This window comes from Acinetobacter seifertii, from assembly GCF_000368065.1.
GTDB classification, from domain to species: Bacteria; Pseudomonadota; Gammaproteobacteria; order Pseudomonadales; family Moraxellaceae; genus Acinetobacter; species Acinetobacter seifertii.
The window spans coordinates 1,605,853-1,630,805 of the sequence record NZ_KB851200.1 but is presented as its reverse complement, the minus strand read 5'-3'; the positions used below and the strand labels follow the sequence as shown (position 1 = coordinate 1,630,805).

18 protein-coding genes and 5 pseudogenes are annotated in these 24,953 nt (G+C 39.1%); 13 read left to right on the top strand and 10 right to left on the bottom strand.

Going from position 1 to position 24,953, the window contains the following annotated elements:
- Positions 1-61: 61 nt before the first annotated feature.
- The 4 genes and pseudogenes from F985_RS15145 to F985_RS15130 all read left to right on the top strand — a co-directional run.
- Positions 62-1,099, top strand: a complete 1,038-nt coding sequence (locus tag F985_RS15145; RefSeq protein WP_004702364.1) for a putative 2-aminoethylphosphonate ABC transporter substrate-binding protein — start codon at positions 62-64, stop codon at positions 1,097-1,099.
- Between the two features lie 22 nt (positions 1,100-1,121).
- Positions 1,122-2,324, top strand: a complete 1,203-nt coding sequence (locus F985_RS15140; RefSeq protein ID WP_004702363.1) for an ABC transporter ATP-binding protein — start codon at positions 1,122-1,124, stop codon at positions 2,322-2,324.
- A complete protein-coding gene (locus F985_RS15135) occupies positions 2,318-4,027 on the top strand; it encodes a putative 2-aminoethylphosphonate ABC transporter permease subunit (RefSeq protein ID WP_004702361.1) in 1,710 nt (569 codons plus the stop codon). Before F985_RS15140 ends, F985_RS15135 begins: the two co-directional genes overlap by 7 nt.
- A gap of 101 nt (positions 4,028-4,128) precedes the next feature.
- Positions 4,129-4,734 (top strand): annotated as a pseudogene (locus F985_RS15130) (NAD(P)/FAD-dependent oxidoreductase); the annotation flags it as partial.
- 27 nt (positions 4,735-4,761) lie between these two features.
- Here F985_RS15130 and F985_RS15125 read toward each other — a convergent pair.
- Positions 4,762-5,463, bottom strand: coding sequence for an IS1-like element ISPa14 family transposase (locus F985_RS15125; protein WP_001223318.1), 702 nt, complete (start codon positions 5,461-5,463; stop codon positions 4,762-4,764).
- Positions 5,464-5,521: 58 nt separating this feature from the next.
- Between F985_RS15125 and F985_RS15120 the strand changes: the two are divergent.
- The 4 genes and pseudogenes from F985_RS15120 to F985_RS15105 form a co-directional block, all read left to right on the top strand.
- A pseudogene (locus tag F985_RS15120) lies at positions 5,522-6,079 on the top strand (FAD-dependent oxidoreductase); the annotation flags it as partial.
- A gap of 26 nt (positions 6,080-6,105) precedes the next feature.
- Entirely contained in the window at positions 6,106-7,293 is a 1,188-nt protein-coding gene (gene phnW, locus F985_RS15115) for a 2-aminoethylphosphonate--pyruvate transaminase (RefSeq protein WP_025469158.1), read from the top strand.
- A 36-nt stretch (positions 7,294-7,329) separates the two neighbouring features.
- Positions 7,330-8,145 carry a phosphonoacetaldehyde hydrolase gene (gene phnX / locus F985_RS15110; RefSeq protein ID WP_004702351.1) on the top strand — a complete coding sequence of 272 codons (816 nt, stop codon included), beginning with the start codon at positions 7,330-7,332 and terminating at the stop codon, positions 8,143-8,145.
- Positions 8,146-8,393: 248 nt separating this feature from the next.
- On the top strand, positions 8,394-9,197 hold the full coding sequence (locus F985_RS15105; RefSeq protein WP_004702350.1) for a thioesterase family protein: 804 nt from the start codon (positions 8,394-8,396) through the stop codon (positions 9,195-9,197).
- A gap of 73 nt (positions 9,198-9,270) precedes the next feature.
- Here the strand turns inward: F985_RS15105 and F985_RS15100 are convergent, their stop codons facing one another.
- Positions 9,271-12,753, bottom strand: a complete 3,483-nt coding sequence (locus tag F985_RS15100) for an indolepyruvate ferredoxin oxidoreductase family protein (protein WP_004702349.1) — start codon at positions 12,751-12,753, stop codon at positions 9,271-9,273.
- 204 nt (positions 12,754-12,957) lie between these two features.
- Here F985_RS15100 and F985_RS15095 point away from each other — a divergent pair, with 204 nt between their 5' ends.
- Entirely contained in the window at positions 12,958-13,899 is a 942-nt protein-coding gene (locus F985_RS15095; RefSeq protein ID WP_004702347.1) for a LysR family transcriptional regulator, read from the top strand.
- Positions 13,900-14,151: 252 nt separating this feature from the next.
- Here the strand turns inward: F985_RS15095 and F985_RS15090 are convergent, their stop codons facing one another.
- From F985_RS15090 to F985_RS15075, 4 genes and pseudogenes are all read right to left on the bottom strand, one after another.
- Positions 14,152-15,054, bottom strand: coding sequence for a hydroxymethylglutaryl-CoA lyase (locus tag F985_RS15090; protein WP_004702346.1), 903 nt, complete (start codon positions 15,052-15,054; stop codon positions 14,152-14,154).
- Positions 15,051-17,042, bottom strand: coding sequence for an acetyl/propionyl/methylcrotonyl-CoA carboxylase subunit alpha (locus F985_RS15085; protein WP_004702345.1), 1,992 nt, complete (start codon positions 17,040-17,042; stop codon positions 15,051-15,053). The genes F985_RS15090 and F985_RS15085 overlap by 4 nt, the downstream gene beginning before the upstream one ends.
- 11 nt (positions 17,043-17,053) lie before the next feature.
- Positions 17,054-17,857: an enoyl-CoA hydratase/isomerase family protein gene (locus F985_RS15080; protein WP_004702344.1), complete on the bottom strand. Its 804-nt coding sequence runs from the start codon at positions 17,855-17,857 to the stop codon at positions 17,054-17,056.
- Positions 17,858-17,866: 9 nt separating this feature from the next.
- Positions 17,867-19,336 (bottom strand): annotated as a pseudogene (locus tag F985_RS15075) (carboxyl transferase domain-containing protein); the annotation flags it as partial.
- Between F985_RS15075 and F985_RS25770 the strand changes: the two are divergent.
- Positions 19,329-19,451: pseudogene (locus tag F985_RS25770) on the top strand (LysR family transcriptional regulator); the annotation flags it as partial. The pseudogenes F985_RS15075 and F985_RS25770 sit on opposite strands and share 8 nt — an antisense overlap.
- A gap of 4 nt (positions 19,452-19,455) precedes the next feature.
- On the opposite strand, the gene F985_RS15070 reads toward F985_RS25770, so the two are convergent.
- The gene (locus tag F985_RS15070; RefSeq protein ID WP_025469156.1) at positions 19,456-19,743 is read right to left on the bottom strand and encodes a hypothetical protein; all 288 of its coding nucleotides are present in this window, start codon (positions 19,741-19,743) and stop codon (positions 19,456-19,458) included.
- Positions 19,744-20,707: 964 nt separating this feature from the next.
- On the opposite strand from F985_RS15070, the gene F985_RS25910 reads away from it, so the two are divergent.
- Both F985_RS25910 and F985_RS15060 read left to right on the top strand, forming a co-directional pair.
- The gene (locus F985_RS25910) at positions 20,708-20,854 is read left to right on the top strand and encodes a hypothetical protein (protein WP_004702338.1); all 147 of its coding nucleotides are present in this window, start codon (positions 20,708-20,710) and stop codon (positions 20,852-20,854) included.
- A gap of 266 nt (positions 20,855-21,120) precedes the next feature.
- Complete coding sequence (locus tag F985_RS15060) at positions 21,121-21,549, top strand: hypothetical protein (protein WP_004702333.1); 429 nt, start codon at positions 21,121-21,123, stop codon at positions 21,547-21,549.
- Between the two features lie 233 nt (positions 21,550-21,782).
- Here F985_RS15060 and surA1 read toward each other — a convergent pair whose 3' ends face one another.
- The 3 genes and pseudogenes from surA1 to F985_RS15045 all read right to left on the bottom strand — a co-directional run bounded on the left by surA1 (position 21,783) and on the right by F985_RS15045 (position 23,185).
- Positions 21,783-22,100 (bottom strand): surface antigen protein 1, encoded by a 318-nt coding sequence (gene surA1, locus F985_RS15055; RefSeq protein WP_004702331.1) that lies wholly within the window; start codon positions 22,098-22,100, stop codon positions 21,783-21,785.
- A gap of 104 nt (positions 22,101-22,204) precedes the next feature.
- Positions 22,205-22,420 (bottom strand): hypothetical protein, encoded by a 216-nt coding sequence (locus tag F985_RS15050; RefSeq protein ID WP_004702330.1) that lies wholly within the window; start codon positions 22,418-22,420, stop codon positions 22,205-22,207.
- A 285-nt stretch (positions 22,421-22,705) separates the two neighbouring features.
- Positions 22,706-23,185: pseudogene (locus tag F985_RS15045) on the bottom strand (CinA family protein).
- A 313-nt stretch (positions 23,186-23,498) separates the two neighbouring features.
- On the opposite strand from F985_RS15045, the gene F985_RS15040 reads away from it, so the two are divergent.
- Entirely contained in the window at positions 23,499-24,908 is a 1,410-nt protein-coding gene (locus F985_RS15040; protein ID WP_004702327.1) for an iron-containing redox enzyme family protein, read from the top strand.
- The last annotated feature ends 45 nt before the right edge of the window (positions 24,909-24,953 follow it).

Sequence of the window (24,953 nt, the reverse complement as noted above, 5' to 3'; positions counted from 1 at the left end):
AAACTGTCATATAAACCTGTTGAAATAAGATCATCAAATAATTGCATTCGATGGTTTGCAGATGAAACAGTATGTTCAACAGACAATTAAACTTGGCACTGCATCAGTTTTAGGTGTAGTGGTCGCTTTTCAAATGGGATGTTCATCAGCAACATCAAAAAACTCAGAAGAAATTACAGTCTATACGGCAGTGGAAGCCGACCAGCTTAAACAATACCAAGAAGAATTACACAAAGCCTATCCAGAACTCAAAGTAAAATGGGTACGTGATTCAACAGGTGTAATCACCGCTAAACTTTTGGCAGAGCAGAAAAACCCACAAGCGGATGTGGTTTTTGGTGTGGCTTTAACCAGTTTGCTGGTCATGGAAAAGAAAGACATGCTTGAGCCTTTTAAACCAGAAGGCATCCAAAATTTAAAACCAGAATTTGTCAGCCAAAAACCTGTACCGACTTGGACGGGTATGGATGCATGGGAATCTGCAATTTGTGTCAATAAAGTCGAATTAGAAAAACGTAAGCTACCGATTCCAAAAACTTGGAAAGATTTAACCAACCCGATTTATAAAAACTTAATTGTGATGCCAAATCCAGCCTCAAGTGGTACAGGTTATTTAGATGTCACAGCTTGGATGCAAATTTGGGGTGAAAAGCAGGCATGGGACTATATGCAGGCTTTGGATAAAAACATTTCACAATATCCTCACTCGGGTTCAAAACCTTGCAAGATGGCAGCGCAAGGTGAAATCCCAATTGGTGTTTCTTTCGGTTATCCGGCATTTAAATTAAAAGCAGAGGGTGCACCTTTAGAAGTGGTTTATCCAACAGAAGGTTTAGGCTGGGAAATGGAAGCCTTAGCAATTGTGAAAGGAACCAAGAAATTAAGTAGCGCACAAAAATTTATAAATTGGTCGGTAAGCAAAGCGGCAAACGAAGCTTATGCACATAACTTTTCAATGGTGGCTTATAAAGGCATTGAAAATACCACTATGGACTTCCCGAAAAATCTTCCTCAAATGCTCGTAAAAAATGATTTTTATTGGGCGGCCGAGCAGCGTGAACGTATTTTGGCTGAATGGTCAAAGCGTTTTGAAAAGTGATCTTTTGGATAAGGGCCTCATTATGCAAATTCCTTCGTCATTGCAATCATCGCTGCTAGGTCAAAACCAGAAGGGTGAGTTAGCAGGGCATTTATTGTCAACATTAACGACTTATAAATATCCTGAACATGGCCCTTCGGTTTTAGAAGTGGTGGATATCCAAAAAAAGTTCCAACTCTTTCAGGCTCTAACACATATTAATTTAGACCTTAAAGCAGGTGAGTTCGTAAGCTTTTTGGGACCTTCTGGATGCGGTAAAACCACTTTACTACGCATCATTGCGGGTCTAGAAAAACCTGATTATGGAAAGGTTATAAAAAAGGGCGCGGACATTACGTTGCTCAGTGCTGAAAAGCGTCACTGCGGTATTGTGTTTCAGAACTATGCATTATTTCCAAACTTAAACGTTGAAGAAAATATTGCTTTCGGCTTAGACAAAAAAAAGTGGGATAAGGCACAACGTAGCCAACGGGTTCAACAGTTATTAGAACTAATTGAGTTACCTGATATTGCAAAAAAGTATCCCAACCAATTATCAGGCGGGCAGCAGCAACGTGTTGCGCTTGCTCGGGCAATTGCACCGAATCCAGATATTTTACTGTTGGATGAACCATTGTCTGCACTCGATGCACAAGTGCGTCTAAACCTAAGACAAAAGATCCGTTCGATTCAAACGCAGCTTAATTTACCAACCATTATGGTCACACACGATCAAGAAGAAGCTTTAAGCATTTCTGACCGTGTGGTTGTCATGAATCATGGCGTTATTGAACAAATTGATACGCCGCACAATATTTACTACAAGCCACAAACCCAATTCGTTGCAAAGTTTATTGGCACCATGAACTTTTTGATAGCCACTTGTTCAGGCGCCAATCAGCTCGAAGTTTTAGGTTTTATTCCTTTAAATTTGGAGCAACAAAAACTTAAAGCAGGGCAAAGCTACAGGATTGGTTTTAGACCCGAAGCTGTCGAGTTAGTTGATGATTTTGGTAGTGATAAAGAATCTTTGTATTTGCCAGTTAAAGTATTAAGCACCGAATTTTTAGGCGCAAAACGTCGTTTGTTTTGCACTATTCATATCGATGGAATTGAGCAGGCAAAACACCTGTTGCAAATTGAAATTGAAAATACCAAGTTCAAAACTTTGCAAGAACTCATGTTTATAAAAGTGCCTAATCAGCTCATTCATATCTTTGACGAACAAGGGTATGCACTATGTTAAATGAAACTGCTTCAGCGGTTTTAAAAACACAGCCGCGTCAAAAAACTGAATACTCATTAAGATCGAACATCGCTTTGTTTGTTGTGGCGATTGCTTTGACCTTAGCCATTGTCGCACCATTAATTATGTTGTTTGAAAGTGCATTTTTTGATGAAAATCAAAATTTTGTTGGCCTTGATAACTTCTATAATTACTTTGGTAGTCCAGCTTTACTCAGCTCCGTATTTAACTCTGTGTGGATCGCTTGTACTGCTACTGTCATTACGGTATTTCTTGCCAGTATTTATGCGTTTGCGCTGACCAATGTCAATATTAAAGGAAAAGGCTTCTTTAAATTGGTGGCTTTTTTACCGATCTTGGCACCGTCACTTTTGCCTTCTTTGGCATTGGTTTATTTGTTTGGCAAGCAAGGTGTATTCAAGTCTTTATTGGGTGATGTACAGATTTATGGCCCAATCGGTATTTTAATCAGTTATTGCTTTTGGTTATTTCCGGCCATTTTGATGTTAATGATGGTCTCTTTTAGAAGTGTTGATCAGCGTTTAATTGAAGCATCTTTATCACTCGGAAAAAATGTTTGGAAGACACATTATCATGTGACTTTACCTGCAATTCGTTATGGACTGATCAGTGCAAGTCTGGTGGCTTTTATTTATGTCCTAACAGATTTTGGTATTCCGAAAGTCATTGGTGGTTCATTTAACATGATGGCGCTTGATGTCTATAAGCAGATTATTGGTCAGCAAAATATGAACATGGGTGCGGTCATTTCCATCTTGTTATTGTTACCGGCTGTGTTTGTATTCATTTTTGATCGTATACAAAGCAAACGCCATGCACGCTTTCAAGCCTTTCAGACTAAACCTTATATTTCTGCGCGGAATAAAAAGCTTGAAACGGTTTTGACTCTATTTTGTGGCTTGGTTTCGGGTTCGATTTTACTGATTATCTTTACGGCTGTGCTGGCGTCATTTATCCAGTCTTGGCCTTATGATTTGTCTTTGACCCTAGTACATTACAGTTTTGAATATGTCGATGGCGGTGGTTGGTCAGCATATTTTAATTCGATTCGAATGGCACTCTTTAGTACAGTTTTTGGAACAGCACTTATTTTTATGGTGGCGCTATTAACCGAACGTTTTAAGGCACATTCACTCATTAAAAATTATGTGCAAGCTTTGGTTTTATTACCACTTGCGGTGCCGGGGCTGGTTCTAGGTATTGCCTACATTTTGTTTTTTAACCAGCAAAGCAACCCGTTAAATGTGCTGTATGGAACCATGACCATTTTGGTGATTTCAACCATCGTGCATTATTACACCGTGCCACATCTTACTTTAACCAATGCCATTAAACAGATTCCGCTACAACTCGATCAGGCAGCACAAACACTAGGAACATCGAAGTGGAAAACTTTTTGGAAAGTGTATTTGCCTATGTGCTTTCCAGCGCTATGCGATGTGTCGGTCTATGTTTTTGTCAATGCCATGACCACTGTATCGGCTGCCATTTTCCTCTATTCACCAGACACAAGTTTAGCTGCGGTGGCGGTTTTAAATATGGATGATGCGGGAGACACGGTTGCTGCTGTTGCCATGAGTATTTTGATTTTGACCACTTCATGTGTTGTAAAACTCATTCATTGGTTATTTACCCGAAAAATTATGGCAAGAAGTCAGCAATGGCGTGAAAGTTCTCATTAAGTTTTAGCTAAACACAATTTTTATTTAACCGACTGAAACGAAATGCTTTGTTCAACAAGGCAAGGGTTTGTTCATCCTAAATTTCGCAAATTGGAAGTCTTATGAATAACGCACAGTTTGATTTAATTGTTGTCGGTGCCGGTATTTTAGGTTTGTCCGCTGCCATACAAGCGCAAGAACAAGGCTTAAAAGTTTGTATCTTCGAGAAAAATGCTCAACCAGTGGGGGCAACTAGTCGTAATTTCGGCATGGTTGGAACATCAACCTTAACCCATCCTGAACAGCAGTGGCGAAAATACGCTCTTGAAACGCGTTCTTTTTATCAGCGTATTCAGGCTGAAACCGATATTTCGTTTGCTCAACGCCAAGGTATTTATCTCGCAAACACTGCACTTGAATGGCAGGTTTTAAAAGAGTTTGCCGAGCGTGCAAATCATTACCAAATTCCAGTTCATTTGCTAAAGCATGATGAACTGGTCACCCAATTTTCTTATTTAAATCCCGAACAGCAGTTTCAAGGCGGCTTGGTTTTTGAAGAAGATTATTCGGTCGAACCACATGTGATTGGGAAGCGACTGTTGGCATATGCCGAAAGTAAAGGCGTAAAGATTTATACCAATGCTTGTGTTGTTCAAACTCAATATCAACATAGAAGCTGTCACGTTCGTTTAGCAAATGGCGAGGTATATCAGGCAAATAAAGTTTTGGGTGGTGTTTCAAAAAGTATGCTGACATTAAATGAAGCCATTATTGATGTAAAAAAAGGTTAAGTCGAAAGCTTTAAAATGGTTTTCAATCTTTTTTGAAAAATTACAACTCCTTCTAAAACCACGCCTAATTCGATGCCTTATTTTGCAATTATTACCTTCAATACCTACAGTAAAAAATTTACCAATACTTTGCTTGCAGTTTTTAAAAGCAGTTATGAAACTGTCCCAATGATCACTTGCAATTCGGGTGTAGTGAATACCTAATTGTTTAAGCTTTGTTTTCAATCGTTGAACTGTAGCTAAGTCTCTTTTACCCCAAACATAAGCAACAATCTCACCTGTTTCTCGATGGTAGGCGTAAATAAGCCATTGTTTATTATTTTTATTTCCCACAAAAGTCCAAAACTCATCAACTTCAAGAGACTCATAATGACTTTGTTTAGGCTGAATTTGGTAGGTCGATTCGGTTAAAGTACGTAAAACTTTACCGATACTGATTCGCTCAACTTCAGCGATATCTCGTATACCACTACCTCTGACCATCAACTGTAATATTTTTCGAGTAATGCCTGAATTACATCCTAGATAGCTCAGAGCATGGTCACCAATAAACTGACGTTTACAGTCTTTGCACTGATAGTTTTGTTTCCCATCTACTTTGATGCCATTTTTCTTTATACTGTCACTGAGGCAGGTTGGACATTTGATTTCTAGAGTTATTCGCATTTCTCTATTTTATCAAAATTCAACCTGCTTTGTTTCAGCATACTTTTTGAAACACCACCAAGTTTTGATCTGTCACGGTGAAGTGATTGATGTTTTATATCCAGAGTTGCTGCAAAGTTTGAACCTGAAACGTTGTGGTTTACAAATGGCACTGACTCAACCATTTCAACAAAAATTAAATGCTTCTCTTTATTCAGGCTTATCTATCTCACGTTACCCAGCCTTTGAAATTTGTCCGAGTCATCATGAGCTGGTCCAAGCATCTCAGCAGGGGCTGATCAAAGAATTTGGTATTCATATTTTAATTAAACAAAACGAATTTGGTGAACTCATCGTAGGTGATAGTCACGAATACCATCCGCTTGATGAAGCACCTCAGTTTGAGCAACGCGAAGATATTAATGAGTTTATTCAAGCGTACTGCCATGAAAAATTAGGGCTGACTTTACCTCCGATTCAAAAACGTTGGAATGGTTATTACCTAACCCATGAACACGAGCTGGCCTGTGTCACTGAAGCGGAGAAAAACATCTTTTTGGTGAGTGCGATTGCGGGTAAAGGCATGACCACAGGCGCGGGTTTTATCAAAGAAGTGTTAGAACAAAATATTTTTTAGTTTGTCATCTGGTTTAAACCAGTTTGTTGTATATTGAAATTAACGTGAACGAAATGAGCAATCTTATGAACATGCAACCACAAATCGATATGGATTTAGAAAACAAATATCTGCTTTTGACACCAGGTCCATTATCAACTTCTGCAACGGTCCGCCGTGCCATGCAAAAAGACTGGTGTACTTGGGACCAAGAATATAATTCGCTTGTACAAGATATCCGCTCTCGATTGGTCAATTTGGCAACCAATCAACCTGAAAAATATACGGCTGTGTTAATGCAAGGCAGTGGTAGTTTTGCGGTGGAGTCTGTGCTTGGTTCAGCTATTGCGCGTGATGGCAAAATCTTGATTATCAATAATGGCGCTTATGGTGCACGTATGGTGCAAATGGCACGTTGCTTAAATATTGAAGTTGTAGAGCTGAACTATTTAGAAACTCAAACACCAGATTTACAAGAGATTGAGCGCGTTTTACAAGATAAAACCATTAGCCATGTTGCGTGTGTACACTGTGAAACCACCACAGGAATTTTAAACCCGATTCAAGACATTGGCCGTTTGGTGAAAGCAGCAGGAAAAATCTGGATTGTGGACGCCATGAGTTCATTTGGCGGTGTGCCAATGGATATGGCTGAACTTGAAATTGATTTTCTAATTTCAAGTGCGAATAAATGTATTCAAGGTGTTCCGGGTTTTGGCTTTATTTTGGCTAAGCGTGATTGCCTAGAAGCATGTAAAGGCTTGGCACGTTCGGTCAGCCTCGATTTGTTTGATCAGTGGCATACGATGGAGCAGCATAACGGTAAATGGCGTTTTACCTCGCCAACCCATGTGGTGCGTGCTTTTTATCAAGCATTACTTGAGCTTGAGGCAGAGGGCGGTGTTGCTGCACGTTATCAACGTTATTTACAAAACCAACAAACCTTATCTAAAGGTATGCAACAACTGGGTTTTGAGTTGGTACTCGGTAAAGAGTGCCCACAATCGCCCATCATTACCACTTTTCTTTGCCCAACAGCCGAGACAATTAGCTTCCAATCATTTTATGAAACGCTAAAAAAATCAGGCTATGTAATTTATCCGGGCAAAGTTACCGATCTTAACTGTTTCCGTATTGGCAATATTGGCGAAGTTTATGTTCATGACATTGAAGGGCTTCTTGCTGCAATTGCCAGCTATTGCAAAAGCCATCTAAATCAAGCTGTAACAGCATAATTTTTATTAAATTATTTAAATTAAAGGAAATACACCATGACGACCAACAATACACAAATTCAGGCTGTTGTTTTTGACTGGGCTGGCACAACAGTAGATTTTGGCTCACGCGCACCAATTTTGGCTTTTATGGCTTTATTTAAAGACAACAAAGTTGAAATTACGGTTGAAGAAGCGCGTGTGCCAATGGGTTTAGAAAAACGTGATCATATTGCTGCTGTTTTAAAAATGCCACGAGTAGCAGCTGCATGGCAGGAAGTTTATGGTCAAGCGGCAACAGAAGCAGATATTGATCGTTTATATAAGGACTTTATTCCTTATCAATTAGATTCGATTCCGACATGCTCGGCTTTAATACCGGGTGCATTGGCGACTTTTGAAAATATTAAAAATCGCGGTGCAAAAATTGGTAGTAACACGGGCTATGCATCCATGATGATTGGAGAATTGGTCAAAGATGCTGCCAATCAGGGCTACCATCCAGACTGTATCGTTACTGCTAGCGACGTGAAATATGGCCGTCCATATCCTGAAATGCTATGGAAGAACTTAATTCAACTCGATGTATCTGACATCAAAACAGTTGTAAAAGTGGATGATACCGTGGTGGGGATTGATGAAGGTTTAAATGCCGGATGTTGGACAGTAGGACTTGCGATTAGTGGTAACGAAGTCGGTTTAAGCTATGAAGAGTGGAGTGCGCTATCGGCAGATGAACAAATTGTGCTAAAAAATAAGGCCTATCAAAAAATGAATGCATCGGGTGCTCACTATGTGATTGATAGTGTCGCGGATTTGCCAAATGTACTAAATGATATTGAACGCCGTTTGGGGCAGGGTGAACGACCTTAAACAAATAGTTGCGTAAAAAGAACCTGCTATAAAGCGGGTTTTTTATAAGTAAAAATTACTTTTGGTTTTAATATTTTATTCATATTTAACAATAAAAAAATTTTTGTTCAGTGAATTTGTAATTTTAGACTCATCAGTTTTTGGTAGGAAAAACCAGTTGAGCTAAAGAAATAGAGGGTTAACATAAGCACTAAAACGTGAATTTTCATCAAATATTGATGTTAGATAAGGATTACGGAAAGAAAATCATGAATGCTTATTATCAATTACTGAATAGAACAATCGGTCCTCAAGGTGAAGTCATTGCTCATTATTGCTCAACTGTCCATACACAAGGGGCTTGGAACCCTCATGAACAGCACATGGCACCTGCAAGTGGTGTCATCGCAGCAGAGTTAGAGCAATTTTCACCACGACAAGATATGCGAATTGGTCGAATTAGTTTTGATATTTTTGGATTGATTGCATTTGGTGAATTTACGATTAAGACACATGTGATTCGTGCTGGTAAAACCATTGAATTGATTGAAGCTGAAATGCAAGCGCAAGGTAAAACCTGCATTGTGGCTAGAGCGTGGCGAATGTGCACTCAAGACAGTTCCGATATTGCTGGGCTTGAAGATCAACCCGTTCATCATCCAGATACCTTTACAGAATGGACGGGTATGAAAAGATGGCCGGGTGGCTTTATTCAAACGCTAGTCACTAAAACAGATGATCAGCACCGTGCCGGCAAAGGTATTGTTTGGCTCAATAATGATAAAGAAATGGTTGAAGGGCAGCCGACCACAGATTTTGCACATTTGATTGGTATGATCGATACTGCAAACGGAATAGTACCAAGACAAGAGGGCGAATTTACGTGGGGCTTTCCAAATCTAGATTTGCAAATTCACATGCACCGTTATCCGAAAGGTAAATGGTTGGGGCTAGAAACCGTTCAGCAATATGGCTCGGATGGTATTGGCTTAACCAGCGCGGTTTTACATGATGTGTATGGCCCATTTGGACGCAGCGAGCAGATTTTGACGTTACGTAAAATGGCTAAATAAATATTTGAGCCAATAAAAAAGTCATCCCTAAGGATGACTTTTTTATTTTGAGATTTAAATTCTAAGCAATTTCTTAGCTACGAACTTTAACAAGTGTTGGGGTAAGTTCGTCCCAACGCTGTTTTGCACTATCCATTGCTTTCATTTTAATATGCCCATAACCACGCACTTCTGCTGGTAATTTCGCAATTTGTTCAGCGACAGCCAAGTTATGATTGTCTGGCGCTTCAACGAGTGCTTCAACAAATGCGATGTAACGGTCACGCCATGCTTGTTCGTGTTGACGTTCTTCTTGACGTGCAAATGGGTCAAGGAAAGTTTCACGAAGCCATTGTAAGCGAGCAAGCATCATCATTGGGAAGCGCATCCAGTAACCGAACGCACGTTTACGGACATTTTTCAGACCACCGAGTAAAGCTGGAGGAGCAAGATGATATGTTAAACGTAAGCCTTTACCGAACTGGGTCTCAATCGATTCTTTGAAGCTCTTACCTGTTAAAAGACGTGCAACTTCATATTCATCTTTATAAGCCATGACTCTATAAAGCTGAGTTGCAATCGTACCTGTTAACTCTTCTGGTAACTTTTTAGCTGCCAGTTCTACAAGCGTACGGTATTTAGCTGCATAAGCTTCATTCCAATAGTCTGTTAGACGAGCAGAACGGTCTTCAACAAGTTCAGCCAAAGTTTGCGGAGTTTTAGTTTTTGGCATTGCCGCAACTAGACGTGCAGCTAAAGTTGAGTCGCTTGCAAGATGACAACCCACGCGGAAAGCTTCAAGGTTCTTTTCAACAGCAGTACCATTTAAGCGAATTGCTTTTTCAATGCTTTCACGCAGTAATGGAATACGACCAGATTGCCAAGCCATACCGAGTAATAACTGGTTGGTATAAATTGAATCACCTAACAGTTGTGTTGCAATTCGAGCTGCTGGCAGAGAAACAAGTTGACCTTGACGAACACGACCACGGAGGCGATCAATTAAATCGCTAATAGGCGCATACCAGTCACGAGATTTAATAAACTCAGAAGTAGGGGTACTGTCTTCATTCACAATAACCAAAGCATCATCTTTTAAGCGAGAGAGAGCAGCGCTACCACCAGCCACTACAGCATCTGCACCAATGAGTAATTCACATTGACCTGCCGGAATTTTGGTAGAAGAAATTTGCTCATCAGTTGCTGCAAGTTGAACGTATGAATAAACCGTACCACCTTTTTGAGCAAGACCAGCCATGTCCATAACACGTGTTGCTTTACCTTCGAGGTGAGCTGCCATACCAAGAAGTGCACCAATAGTCACAACACCTGTACCGCCAATACCACCAACCATAATACGACTTGGAACATCATATAACTGAGGAATAACTGGTGATGTTGGCCAACCTGCGCTAATTCCTTCAAATTTAGCCGGACGTTTCATATCACGGGTATGAACAGTCACAAAACTAGGGCAGAACCCTTCTGCACAAGTGAAGTCTTTATTACAGCTACTTTGGTTAATTTGACGTTTAGTCCCTAAAGCTGTTTCTACAGGTTCAATAGATAGGCAGTTTGATTTTTTCGAACAGTCGCCACAGCCTTCGCAAATATCACTGTTAATGTATAAACGCTCAGCTGGGTCAGGGTAGACATCACGTTTACGGCGACGGCGTTTTTCACTGGCACAAGTTTGTACATAAATTAAAGCGGTTACGCCTGAAACTTCACGAAGCTCACGTTGAACTGTATCGAGTTCATTACGGTGACGAATTTCTACGCCCGGTGCAATGCCGTCTTCTTCATTTAATAGTTTAACTTCATCAGTGACAATAACTTGTTTTTTAATACCTTCTGCAGCAAGCTGACGAGTTAATTGAGCAACGCTCAAATGACCATCTACATGTTGCCCACCTGTCATAGCGACGGCATCGTTATAGAGGATTTTGTAGGTAATATTAATTTTTGCAGCGATAGACTGACGAATTGCTAAGTAACCTGAGTGGAAATAGGTTCCATCACCAAGGTTAGCAAAAATGTGTTTTTCATTGGTAAATGGTGATGCACCAACCCAGCTTACACCTTCACCGCCCATTTGAGAGAACGTTTCGGTACCACGGTCCAGTGAAACAGCAATATAGTGACAACCGATACCGCCTAATGCACGGCTACCTTCAGGAACGACTGTTGATGAGTTATGTGGGCAACCACTACAGAAATACGGTTTACGTTCTGCAAGATCAATAACACGTTTTGATTCTTGCTCTGCTTTTAGCAGTAAGTCGATTCTGCTTTGGATTTGTGTTTTTAGGCTTTCTGGAATATCGAGTTTTAAGAAGCGAGCAGCCAGCATTTTTGCAATCGGTTCAGGCTGGTACTCATAGTGACCGATAAGCGGTGCTTCTTCAATAGAGGTACTCCATTCACCTTTGCCATCAGTTGCTTTACCAATCACATGTGGACGTTTGCCATCAGGAAGTGAATACAGCTCATCTTTAATTTGTGTTTCAATAATTGGACGTTTTTCTTCAATAACGATCAGTTCTTGTAAACCTTCGGCAAATTCACGAACACCTTGAGGTTCTAAAGGCCAAATCAATCCAACTTGATAAACACGTAGCCCAAGCTGCTGAGCAGTTTCATCTTCAATACCTAAAATGCGTAGGGCTTCAATGGTATCTAAATAACCTTTACCACTTGCGGCAATACCAATACGGGCATTTTCACAAGGCCATGTTACAGTATTGATTTTGTTGGCGCGGGCATAAGCCAAAACAGCAGGTAAGCGATATTTATAAAGACGTTCTTCTTGCTGAATGCCGTGATCTGGCCAACGAATGTTAACGCCGCCCTGTGGGAAATTCACATCTTCCGGTATAACCGGAGTAACACGGTCTAGATCGACATGAACAGAAGCAGAAGTTTCTACAATTTCACTAACCAGCTTCATTGAAGACCACAGGCCAGAAAAACGTGAAACAGCAATGGCGTGAACACCAAAGTCTAAAATCTGTTGAACGGATGTTGGGTAGAAAATTGGAATACCGCAACCAATCATGACATGTTCAGATTGGTGAGGGATTGTAGAAGATTTACATGAGTGGTCATCACCAAATAAAGCAACGACACCACCACGTTCAGAGGTACCAGCTAAATTCGCATGGCGGAGTACGTCGCCTGAACGGTCAACACCCGGGCCTTTACCATACCACCATGAAGACACTCCATCATATTTGCCTTGGCCTGAAAGATTAACTTGTTGAGTACCCCAAATTGCGGTAGCAGCCAAGTCTTCATTTACGCCAGGTTGAAATACAACATTATGGGATTTAAGTAATCCTTGAACTTGCCAAAGGAAACTATCATAGTTACCAACAGGAGAACCGCGATAACCAGAAATAAAACCAGCAGTATGATAACCATTGATCGCGTCACGGCGAGTTTGGGCAAGAGGCAACCGAACAAGTGCCTGAATGCCGGTCATATATGCTGTACCGTTATCACTTACATATTTATCTTCAAGTGACACATCCTTTGTTGCAATAATATTTGGAGTGACTTTTGTAGCTATATTCATTTATATCTCCTTAGAATTTTTAGTAGCTCGGACTACTTTCTTTTTTCAACATCCAGTTGAATATTTGGAGCAAGTGACATACGAAATAAAAAAAGATCGGTTCCTCTTCTTAAAAAGAATTAGTGCCAATGTATGTACATTTAGTCATTGTGGTTGAACTAAACTGGTGCAACAATCCGTAATTTAGGAAAACATATTTACGTTATGCGCAAAAATCTCGATGGTGGACTATTGCATGCAATGCATGCATTCCTGAAAGTGATTGATAGCGGGAGTTTCACAGCAGCAGCTGAGCAGATGGATCTGACCACAGCACAGGTTTCACGTCTTATCAGCGAGCTAGAAACACGCTTAGGTACAAAATTAATACAACGCTCCACGCGCCAGCAGGCACTGACCGATATTGGTGCGACTTATGCAGAGCGCTGTCGCCAAGTCATTTCAATGGTAGATGAAGCAGAATCAGAAGTCACAGGAACGGCATCTAAACCCAAAGGCCGTTTACGTGTATTAAGCATGGGAAGCTTTGGGCATCATTATGTTTTTCCAGTAATGGCCGAATTTTGTAAGCATTATCCCGAATTAACTGTGGAATATACGACCTCACAGTACGTTCCAGACTTGTTGGCAAAAGGGGTGGATGTCAGTCTTTATCTCACTGAATCATTAACAGATTCTCGGTTTGTTGCACGCAGAATTGGCACTATTTTTTCTGTTTTATGTGCTTCACCTGCATATTTAGAAAAACATGGGGTACCTGAGTCCCCAGAAGACTTAAAAAAACATGCCTGTTTACGCTTGGTAAACCCATCTATTACACCAGATTGGCATTTATTAAATGCAAAGGGTGAGTCTTACCAAATTGATACTGGCGGGCAACTCATTGCAGATAACCCTGAGTTATTGTTAGATGTAGTGCAACAAGATATGGGCATCGCATTATTGCCGATGTTTTCAGCTTTAGATGCGGTTCAAAATGGAAGATTATGTCATATCTTGCCAGAGTGGCGTTCTCCAGATATAGGGGTGTATACCTTATTGCCTTCACGTCATTTTATTGATGCCAAAACACGTGCATGGTTAGATTGGGTAGAAGAATATATTTCGCCAAGAATTGAAATGGATGCATCTTATTTTTATAAATAATCAGATAAATTTTTTAAGGACTACAATTGAAAAAGGATGAAGAATAATACGGATTTAGAACAAAAATAGGGTAGAGAATGCTTCTGTTGAGAGAGGCATTTAATACAAAGATAAATAATAGATTTTAAAAAAATTGCATGAGGAATTCAGTCCCAATTCCTGAACGAAATGAGATAAAGATGAGATAGGATGATCTGGTACTCCGCCTAATATTAAGCTTTATACCAGATGCTGAGCTATTTTAATTTATGATTAGGCACACTTGGTTTGCCAATAAGCATTTGCATAATTCGACAAGCTTTTTCGGTTTAATACATTGCTAATATTTTGACTGGCTTGCATTAGCTTTTCTAAATCAATACCAGTTTCAAACCCCATATGTGACAGCAAATAAAACAGATCTTCGGTCGATACATTACCCGAAGCTCCTTTGGCATAAGGGCAACCACCGAGTCCTGCAAGGGAAGAATCAAAAACACGAATGCCTTGTTGTAAAGACTGATAAATATTGGCAATCGCCATGCCATAGGTGTTATGGAAATGCCCAGCCAAAACCTTGCTGTCGAGTTCAGCGAGGCATGCTTGCCAAACCTTTTGAACCCGATCTGGTGTCGCCGTGCCAATGGTTTCACCTAAAGACACTTCATAGCAGCCCATGTCATAGAGTCGTTTAACAACTTTTACCACTTGTTCAGGAGCAATTGCACCTTCATAAGGGCAATCGACAATACAAGAGACATAACCGCGCACACGGATGTTATGTGCTTTTGCTGCGCTCAGGACATCACTAAATTTTTCAAAGCTCTCGTCGATTGAGCAGTTGATATTTTTACGAGTAAAACTCTCAGAAGCTGCGGTAAACACCGCAACTTCTTTGCACCCTACCGCTTGAGCAGTCTCAAAACCTTTGATATTGGGGGTGAGCAAGCTAAATTGCACATCGGCTGTTTGGGGTAATTGCTTAAATAGCTCGTTACTTTGAGCCATTTGCGGTACCCATTTTGCCGAAACGCATGAACCGACTTCAATCGATTTCAGACCTGCATTAATCAGGTCATTAATAAAGTTTAAGCGTTGTTCGACGGTTAAAGCCTGTTTTTCGTTTTGGAGGCCATCTCTGGGACCGACCTCCACGATTTTGACAAACTCACTCATGCAACTTCCTCCTGCGCAGGCTGAAATTCCACAAGCTCGTCGCCAGCTTTGACTTGATCACCGACTTGGAAATAGGAGTCTACAATTAAGCCGTCTTTAGGGGCACGAATGGTATATTCCATTTTCATCGCTTCAAGCGTCATTAAAATATCGTCTTTCTTCACGCTATGATTTGCACTTACTAGCACTTGTGTGACCACACCTGGCATTGGTGCTTTTAGGTGGCCTTCATCGGCTTGGCTATCTGCTTGATTAAAGTCTTGGCGAATATAAGCAAACTTATAGCTTTGTCCATTTTGGAATAAGGTAATGCCTTGCTGACTTTGGTTAAAAGACAGTTTTTGCTTAGTCCCAGCAATTTGAACAGAGGCCGTATGCGCATCAATCAATTGTCCAGAAATCGGGTAGCTTTGACCGTTATATTCTGCAGTGAAACCATCTTCATTTGAGGCAAATTTAATTTGGATATCTTGGTTTAAATAGTTCAGTTTAATGCTGTGCTGATAAGCAATATTTAAACGCCAAAGTGGTTGAGCCTGCCAAAGCTGTTTTTGGCTTGAGCTGTTGTTATTAAGTTTACTGAGGAACTCAATAAATGCCGCTGCCACCACAAGTTCAGGTTTGATCTCTTCAGGACTAAACAAGAAGTTTTGTTCACGTTGAATCAGGTTGGTATCAAGCTTGGCTTTTTTAAACGATTCGCTACGAACAATTTTTTCAAGGAAAGCAATGTTGTTGCCTAAACCATCAACATGGAATTGGCTTAAAGCGTGTTGCATTTGAATGAGCGCAGCTTCACGGTTTTTACCCCATACAATCAGTTTGGCTATCATTGGATCGTAATAGGTCGTGATTTCATCGCCTTCAACAATACCGCTATCTACACGCACATATTGGTTTTGCGTTGGGTAATGCAGATAGTCAATTTTTCCGATTGCAGGTAAAAAGCCTTTTTCTGGTTCTTCGGCGTAAATACGTGCTTCGAGCGCATGCCCGTGAATTTGCAATTCGTTCTGTAGTTTAGGTAAAGGTTCGCCATAAGCGACACGAAGTTGCCATTCAACCAAGTCTTCACCTGTAATCATTTCGGTGACAGGGTGCTCGACTTGTAAACGGGTATTCATTTCCATGAAATACGCTGTACCGTCTTGTTCCACAATAAACTCAACCGTACCTGCGCCAACGTAATTTACCGCACGTGCAGCATCAATTGCAGCTTGGCGCATTGCATCGAGCTTCTCGCTTGGCATTTGTGGAGCAGGGGCTTCTTCTAGTACTTTTTGATGACGGCGTTGTACAGAACAGTCGCGTTCAAACAAATGTACATAGTTGCCATGTGTATCGCCAAACACTTGAACTTCAATATGGCGTGGTTGAATCACATAACGTTCAATTAAGACGTCATCATTGCCAAAGCTTGATTTTGCTTCACGTTTACAAGAGGCTAAGGCATGCAGAAAATCTTCACTGCGTTCAACCAGACTCATGCCTTTACCACCGCCGCCCGCACTGGCTTTAATTAAAACAGGATAGCCAATTCGGTCTGCCTGTTGTTTTAAAAAGTCGGCATCTTGGTTGGTTCCGTGATAACCCGGTGTTAAAGGGACACCAGCTTTTTCCATTAAAGCTTTCGAGGTCGCTTTTAAGCCCATCGTTAAAATGGCATCCACTGGTGGGCCAATAAAGCAAATGTTGTGTTGTTGGCAAGCGAGTGCAAACTGGTCATTTTCAGAAAGGAAGCCGTAGCCTGGGTGAACCGCTTGGCTGCCTGTATCAATCGCTGCTTGAATAATACGATCAACCTGTAAATAACTTTGCGTTGCAGGGGACTGACCAATATAAACCGCTTCATCTGCAAGTTTGACATGTTGTGCATTTGCGTCTGCATCTGAGTAAACGGCAACCGTTGCAATACCTAATTTTTTAGCTGTACGAATCACACGGCAGGCAATTTCGCCACGGTTCGCAATTAAAATCTTTTCAAACATGATGATCGTCCTTAATTGTTGTTATTCGAGTTAGAAACCCAAGCAGGCTGCTGTTTATTTAAAAAGGCACTCAGACCTTCTTTTGCTTCACTGCCTTGACGAACTTGAGCAATATGATGTGCTGTCTGTTGCAGCAAGTCATTGCTTATGGTCTGGTTGCTCACCATTTGAATGAGTTGTTTTGATGCCGCTTGAGCATGCGGGCCACCGAGTAAGAGCGCATCAATGATTTCTTGAACTTTTCTGTCTAAGTCTTCTGCATCTGCCACTTCGTGTGCCAAGCCAATATGTTTAGCATCACGTGCTGAAATTCGCTCGGCAGTTAAGAAGTAACGAGAGGCTTGTCTTGCGCCAATTGCACGAATCACGTAGGGACTAATGGTAGATGGAGCAAGTCCTAAACGAACCTCGGATGTCGCAAACTTGGCATCAGTGCTGGCAATGCAAATATCACATGCCGATGCCAAACCCATACCACCACCGAAAGCAATACCATGTACACGGGCAATGGTCGGTTGTTTAAGGGTTGCAAGTGCATCTAACATTTGCGCAAGCTTTAGAGCATCTGCTTCATTTTCTGCTGAAGATGCCTGACCTGCCTGTTTCATCCAGTTGAGGTCGGCACCTGCTGAAAAGCTTTTGCCGCGACCCGCTAGAACTACTACACGAATATCATCACGTGTATTGATTTGCTTAAAACAGGTATGCAATTCTTCAATGACGGTGGTATTAAAAGCATTGTGTAGTTCAGGGCGGTTCAGCCAAACATAGGCAACCTGACCTTGTTGTTCGAGTTGTAAAAATTGATAGCTCATATACACCTCTTACATGCGGAACACGCCAAATTTGGTTGGCTGGATTGGAGCATTCATAGCAGCAGCAAGACTTAAACCAAGTACCTGACGAGTTTGAGCTGGGTCGATTACGCCGTCATCCCAAAGACGAGCAGAAGCATAGTACGGATGGCCTTGACGCTCATATTGTTCTCGAATTGGTTGTTTAAATTCGTCTTCTTCTTGCGCTGACCACTCGGCACCTTTTTGCTCAATCTGGTCACGTTTTAAAGTCGAAAGTACGCTTGCAGCTTGTTCGCCGCCCATCACTGAAATACGAGAGTTCGGCCAAGTCCATAAAAAGCGTGGTGAATAAGCACGGCCGCACATACCGTAGTTACCTGCACCAAACGAACCACCAATAATCAGGGTCAGTTTTGGTACATTTGCGGTTGCAACTGCCATAACCAATTTTGCGCCATTTTTTGCAATTCCTTCATTTTCATACTGGCGGCCAACCATAAAGCCCGTAATGTTTTGTAGGAATAACAATGGAATATTGCGCTGAGTACATAGCTCAATAAAGTGCGCACCTTTTTGTGCAGACTCTGAAAATAAAATCCCGTTATTGGCAATAATCCCAACTGGCATACCGTAAAGTGAAGCGAAACCCGTAATTAGGGTTGAGCCAAAGCGTGCTTTAAACTCATCAAAACGCGAGCCATCTACAATACGAGCAATCACTTCACGGACATCAAAAGGTTTACGTGCATCACTTGGCACTACGCCATAGAGCTCAGATGCATCAAATAGTGGTTCATCAACTTGTTTATTTAAGTCGTTTGGTTTTTTATTTAAATTCGCAACAATGTTCCGTGCAATCGCAATGGCATGTTCATCATTTTCAGCTAAATGATCAGCTACACCCGAAAGACGTGTGTGTACATCACCGCCACCTAAATCTTCACTACTCACCACTTCACCAGTTGCAGCTTTTACAAGAGGAGGGCCACCTAAGAAAATCGTACCTTGGTTACGTACAATAATGGTTTCATCAGACATGGCAGGTACATAAGCACCACCTGCGGTACAGCTACCCATCACCACAGCAATTTGAGCAATACCTAGGCTCGACATACGTGCCTGATTATAGAAAATACGCCCGAAGTGATCGCGGTCTGGGAAAACCTCATCTTGCATTGGTAAATAGGCACCGCCTGAATCTACTAAATAAATACAAGGCAGGTGATTTTGTTCGGCAATTTCTTGTGCGCGTAAATGCTTTTTAACCGTAAGGGGATAATACGTACCGCCTTTAACCGTTGCATCGTTGGCAACGATCATGCAAGTGATGCCGTTGACTTGACCAATACCTGCAATCACGCCCGCAGCAGGAACATCATCTTGATAAACGTTGTGCGCTGCCAACTGACCAATTTCTAAAAATGCCGTGCCGACATCAATCAGTTGATCAATACGTTCACGGGGTAAAAGTTTACCTCGAGCCAAATGTGAAGACTGGAATATCAAAGCTTTTGAAGAGTTTCATGCTGTTTGGATTGGTCATGATAAATATGTTCCTAAACGTGTACGTGTATTTTTAGATTTTCTGGTAGAACATGCCCTTATAAGGTAGATAGCTATTTTCTAGCACTAAATTGGCACTGTTGCATTGTTGTATTCATGGTGTCTACAAAGTTCATTTTGGCATCAATATTCTGCAAACTCATTTTTGGTAAGTTTTCAACAAATTGTGGTGAATAGTGTTGTTCTAAAGAGTTATAAATACAATTACACTGTGAAAGGTCATGTCCTGCCCAAACACAATGTGCATTAAATTCTTTTTTGCTCAATGGTCTGCATCCTATTAAATTTAAAACACTTATCGCAAGCAGGCTCACCAGAACAAAACGACGGAGAAAAAACATTATTGTTACTCTGCATAGGTTGTTGTTATCGCTAAGTGATGTTGATAGAAGTTCTTATCTTTATGCGGTTTTTTTGAATACATAAAACTCTTACCTAAACTTATATAGATGGGTAGGTAAAAGGATTAAATAAACAATTTTTGAACTCTATATAAGGTTTTTATTTTAGAGAGAGGTGAGGGGCGATCTCTAAAAAATGTCTGAATAAGTAAAAGATGTCGAATATAAATATCATTAATAAAAGAATTTAAAAAATATAAAATAATAGTCATGAGTGACTCCTTGATTAAAGAAGTTACGCCCATTCATTGCTAATCATTATGGTGGTGAAACGAAAGAGGGTTAGCAGACTGATACCTAAGAAACCAGCACACCCGAAGGTGTCCCACTCTCGTTCCTCCATCAAAGGCACGAGGGGCTTCACACCAAAAAACGTGTTTTTAGTGCACTTAGGTAGACGGTCTGCTAAAACCGACTGACAAAATTGGTCAGCGCGAGCATCATAAGCTGAGCATTAGAGTGGGTCAATTGCAAAAATAAAAGATTGATTTATATAATTTCATATAAATATTTGCCTGTTTTTATTTAGAAAATAGAAAAACTAAAACGCATAACATTAATGTAACTCATTTTTATTTTACGTGAGGTGTTATTTTTTAATCATATATATCAATTATTTATTAATTGTTTATTTATATAGTATATGAGTGTCATTAATTGGATGTATCGTTTTGCTAAACTATTTAATAATTCTATTTTTATAAGTTGGACTAAGGAGTGTATACACTGCATGCCAAAAAATAATCAGAATTTCAATTGCAATAAATATAATTTTACTCATCATATTTTAGGTTTTTACATAAGCTTGCATAATCTACAAAAGTTAAGAGAACCACAGCAGTAGGCCAACATAAGATAATGCTATTCATAAACCTACATTTTAATATTTATAAAGGTGATTTAAATGGTTAGAATCTTTTGTGCAGTGAGTATGGTACTTGTAATAGCTATGGGCGTGAGCGCATGCCAAGACCGCAATTCAAGAAATGATGGAATGCATGGAGCAAGTGATCCAGTAGCACCTCATGATATGAATAGAAATTCACAATAATTAGTTTTACTTAACAAAGCCTACTCATTAAGTGGGCTTTTTTTATTGTTATTTTATCTAAAAAATATAGCATAATAAAAATTAAATATATTAAAATATAATATTTATCAATTGTTTATTATCTTTTTACTGCTTGGGAATCTAAGTGTTACTGAATTGTTGTAAAATGAATATATCTTTTCAAAAAGTTAATAAAACAAACACAATAGCTTACTTATATTCATCCAAAATTCATTTTAGTAATAATGAACTATAAAGGTAAGGATATGCCCCAATATTTAAAAATAGCTGAGAAAATATATCAAAATGTCAAAGAAAAAAAAGGGTTTACGGATGAGCCGATGGAAGATCTTAACAACTTGATGATCGAACTCAGACATGAAATAAAAGGGACACAGCTAAAGCTTTTATATAATTATATTGATTTCGCTGAGCTGCTAATTAAGCCTTTGCAAGAGTCAAAAATTAAATTGGATTTAAGTCTTATTCCTAAAAGTAAAAATACACAGGAGTTTGTACTCTGGCTTGCTGGTTTTATTGAGCGGATTACTACGGGTGGACAAGAGAAATTACCTCCAATTCGGGCCAAAATTACATTACCAGCTTATGCATATGAGGAAACTTATCCTTCACAGAAAAAGCCGGTAAATAATGGCGAAGAAATAATTGAATATTTTAAGAAAAATCAAAATTGATTTTTAGCGAAAACCTGACTTGATTATCTAAGTCAGGTTTTTATTTTGATAAGCCATTAATTATAGATATTGAAGATGACATGTATGTTTGTACATTTTACAGAAGGAACTTGCATTAGCGATTCGGAAATTTATGGTGTAAAAGCAAAAAGTGAGTAAAACAAAACAATAAAAAAGCCTATTTCCCAGGGCCAATGGGAAATAAGCTTATAGCTTTGGACCGTTTGAGGATGTTAAATATCATCCCATGCATCTTTAATGGCTTGTTTCGCATGTTCCCATTTTAAGCGAGACTCAGCTTTGAGTTCTTCCCATTTCTTCTGCAAACTACTTTCCATATCTTCAAACTGAGTTCCTTCCTTAGATTCAGAACGAGCCCGATGACCAAGTTCATAAGCTGTAGAAAAGTCACGATCATAATCTAGATCTGGTGTTGTTAATTGCGCTTCTTGGTAATAAGGTCGGGTAAGATAGCTTTCACGCCAGCGCGAGTCAGAATAGTTATGATCGCCAGCTACTAGTTGAGCATGATCTGTATTTTGATCTGTCATTAGAATTCCCTCATATTTTATTAAATTTTATGCTTATATTAAATTTAGGAAGGTGAGTTCACCTTCCTAAATGATTGACCGAATCAAAGAACAACTACAAAGACTTAACGTTGTTGGTTGTTATTTGAATTTTGTTGGCCAGAATCTTTTTGGTTAGATCCTTGTTGTTGGCCGCGGTTATCATTTTGCTGTTGCTGCTGATTATTGCGTTGTTGATCGTTTTGCTGTTGGTTACCATGTTGTTGATTGCGGTTGTCATTTTGCTGTTGTTGCTGTTGCTGATTATTGCGTTGATTTGCTTGATTATTAGTAGTGCTCATTTTTTAATACCTCATATCAATTATGACGATGTGTTTTATCTGAGAGCTTCAGATAGGGTTATTAAAACATGTAGCTTTTAAATGTGTAGGGTAGGGGTGTTACCCCATATTTAAATGTAAATTTAAAAGTTATCAATTTTAAATAACTTGCTGATTTTTAGTGAATGTGATTTTTAGTCATAAACATTATTAATATGAATGTTTAAAAAATTACATTTCAGCACATAATATTTAAGAAAGATAATAAATATTTCCAAATGTATATTTGTTAACTTTTTATATAACTTAAGAGGCTTTTTCATCTAATATAATAAGTTTTATATCTTGAGTAATATAGTGCGTCAAATTTCTAAGTTTTAAAAAGGCTGGTCCTTTTAAAACACGTCTAAAATTATAAAAATTATTTTTATAATATATTGAATAAAAGAACGTTCCTACAGGTTTTTCCTCTGTTTCAGAACCCCCTTTTTTTAAGAGACCTGTGCAGGCAACATACAGGTCAGCATGCAAAAGTTCCTTTCCTTTATTAATCATTTCAACAGTCACTTGCATTGATTCGGCAGTATATTTTTCAATAAGTTGCTCTGAAATATGCAGGGTGTTTTCCTTTACTCGAAGATCATAACTTACCAGACTACCTATAAGGATATCTCCTGAATAAGGACTCAAAGAAAAACGATAAGCAAGATAGCCAGCAGAAGCGCTTTCAAAAAAAGCAATTTTGATTTTCTTATCTGCTAATAATTAACAACATGAATTAAACATTCTAATTCTCCCTTTAATTATTTTTTTAAATGTTATAGAACTATTTGAAATTTTGATTCGTTATTTTTTAACGTTTTACTTTTGATGGTTAAATTAATGTAAATTTAGATTAATTTTTGCAAATTTTATATAAAAACAGTGGCTTAAATAATTCTAAAAGTTTAAATGTAATCTTACGTTAATTTGTATATCTTTGAATTTTTTGATTTATGTGGTTTATCTTAATTTTTAATAACGCAAAATAACAAACTTAATACTTGATTATAATTCGGGTGACGTATGGTAATTGATATCTCACAAACGGAGAATGAAAATGCCTGTTGTAGTGAAAGAAAGATTATTAGACTTATTACAAGATAATCAAAAAAATTATTATGAATTGTTTGTTTTTTTTCTTGATCCTGATGTTTCAAGTTTTGAGAAAGAGAAAAAGGCAAGAGATTTTCTGATTAAAGAGATTGAAAAATTAGAGATAGAGGAAATAGATTTTCCTTCAGATATCAATTCGATTAAAACATGGTGTGAGAACGATAATAAAAAAAATTGTCAGGAATTTCAGGCATATTTAAACCGTAGACAAGCTGGTCAAGATAGAGAGTATTTTCAGAATGTTGCTCAGGCGTTTGAATTTCTCATAAAAGTATCGCCGACTAAAAAGGTCGATGGTGCATGGTTATATAGCTCAGTGCATTATTGGAATGATCCAGTCTTTCATGAGCTCATTATTACTTATTTGGAAGAACTTGGTTTAGGTGAACCGAAAGCGAACCATGTCTGTATTTATGATGACCTTTTACGCAGTCTCGGACTCGACAGCTTCGATTTGCTTTTAGAAGACGAATACTATCATCAAGCAGTCGTTCAGCTAGCACTAGGGTATGCACCGCCTGAGTTTATTCCAGAGATGGTCGGTTTTAATTTAGGATATGAACAGCTTCCACTGCATCTTTTAATTTCAAATTATGAGCTTGCTGAATTAGGCATTGATTCTAAATATTTTAATCTACATATCACCATTGATAACATTGACAATGGCCATGCCCATAAAGCCATTAAAGTTATTGAAGATATTTACAACAAATACAGAGATAAAGAGCTTTTCTTTACCAAGTTAAAACAGGGTTTTGCCTTGAATAGCAGTGGTGAATCTTCCTCAAATATTATCAAGAATTTAAGTCTTGAAGACTTTGTTCATAAAATTTTGAAAAGAAAGGCACTTGTCGGGCAGCTCATTCATAACGAAACCAGACAGTTTGGCTGTAAAACCATTAATCAATGGTTATCAAACCCTGATGATATTGCAGGTTTAATCACTCATTTAACTGAACAGAAATGGATTAAGTTTAATACCGGCCCTGAACAGAGCGTGTTCTGGCGGATGATTAATGAAGAAAATGGAAAAATGTTTGGGGTGTTTAACCCTGTAGAGCGCCAAATTATTCATGACTGGATTGCTGGTAGTGATCATTCTTCTAACTTCTTGGCATACAGCAGAGAACTAAAAAATAGCCAGCGTATTCAGGACTATTTATTTAGCTATATCTCTGATGGTGAGCTTGATGCACTGCAAGAGCGCGTGCTGCAATCAAGCGATCTTGCAATAAAAATATGCAAACTTACCCCATTTCTAGCCCCCGATTCTCATCATAAAAGTATTGGTCTTTGGAGTACTCGTAAATACGTAGAACTTCTTTTTCCTTATTTAGGTACGTTTAAAAACTAGTTTGATAAACGTTTTCAACTTCAACCCCAAGTTTAACTTTCAAAA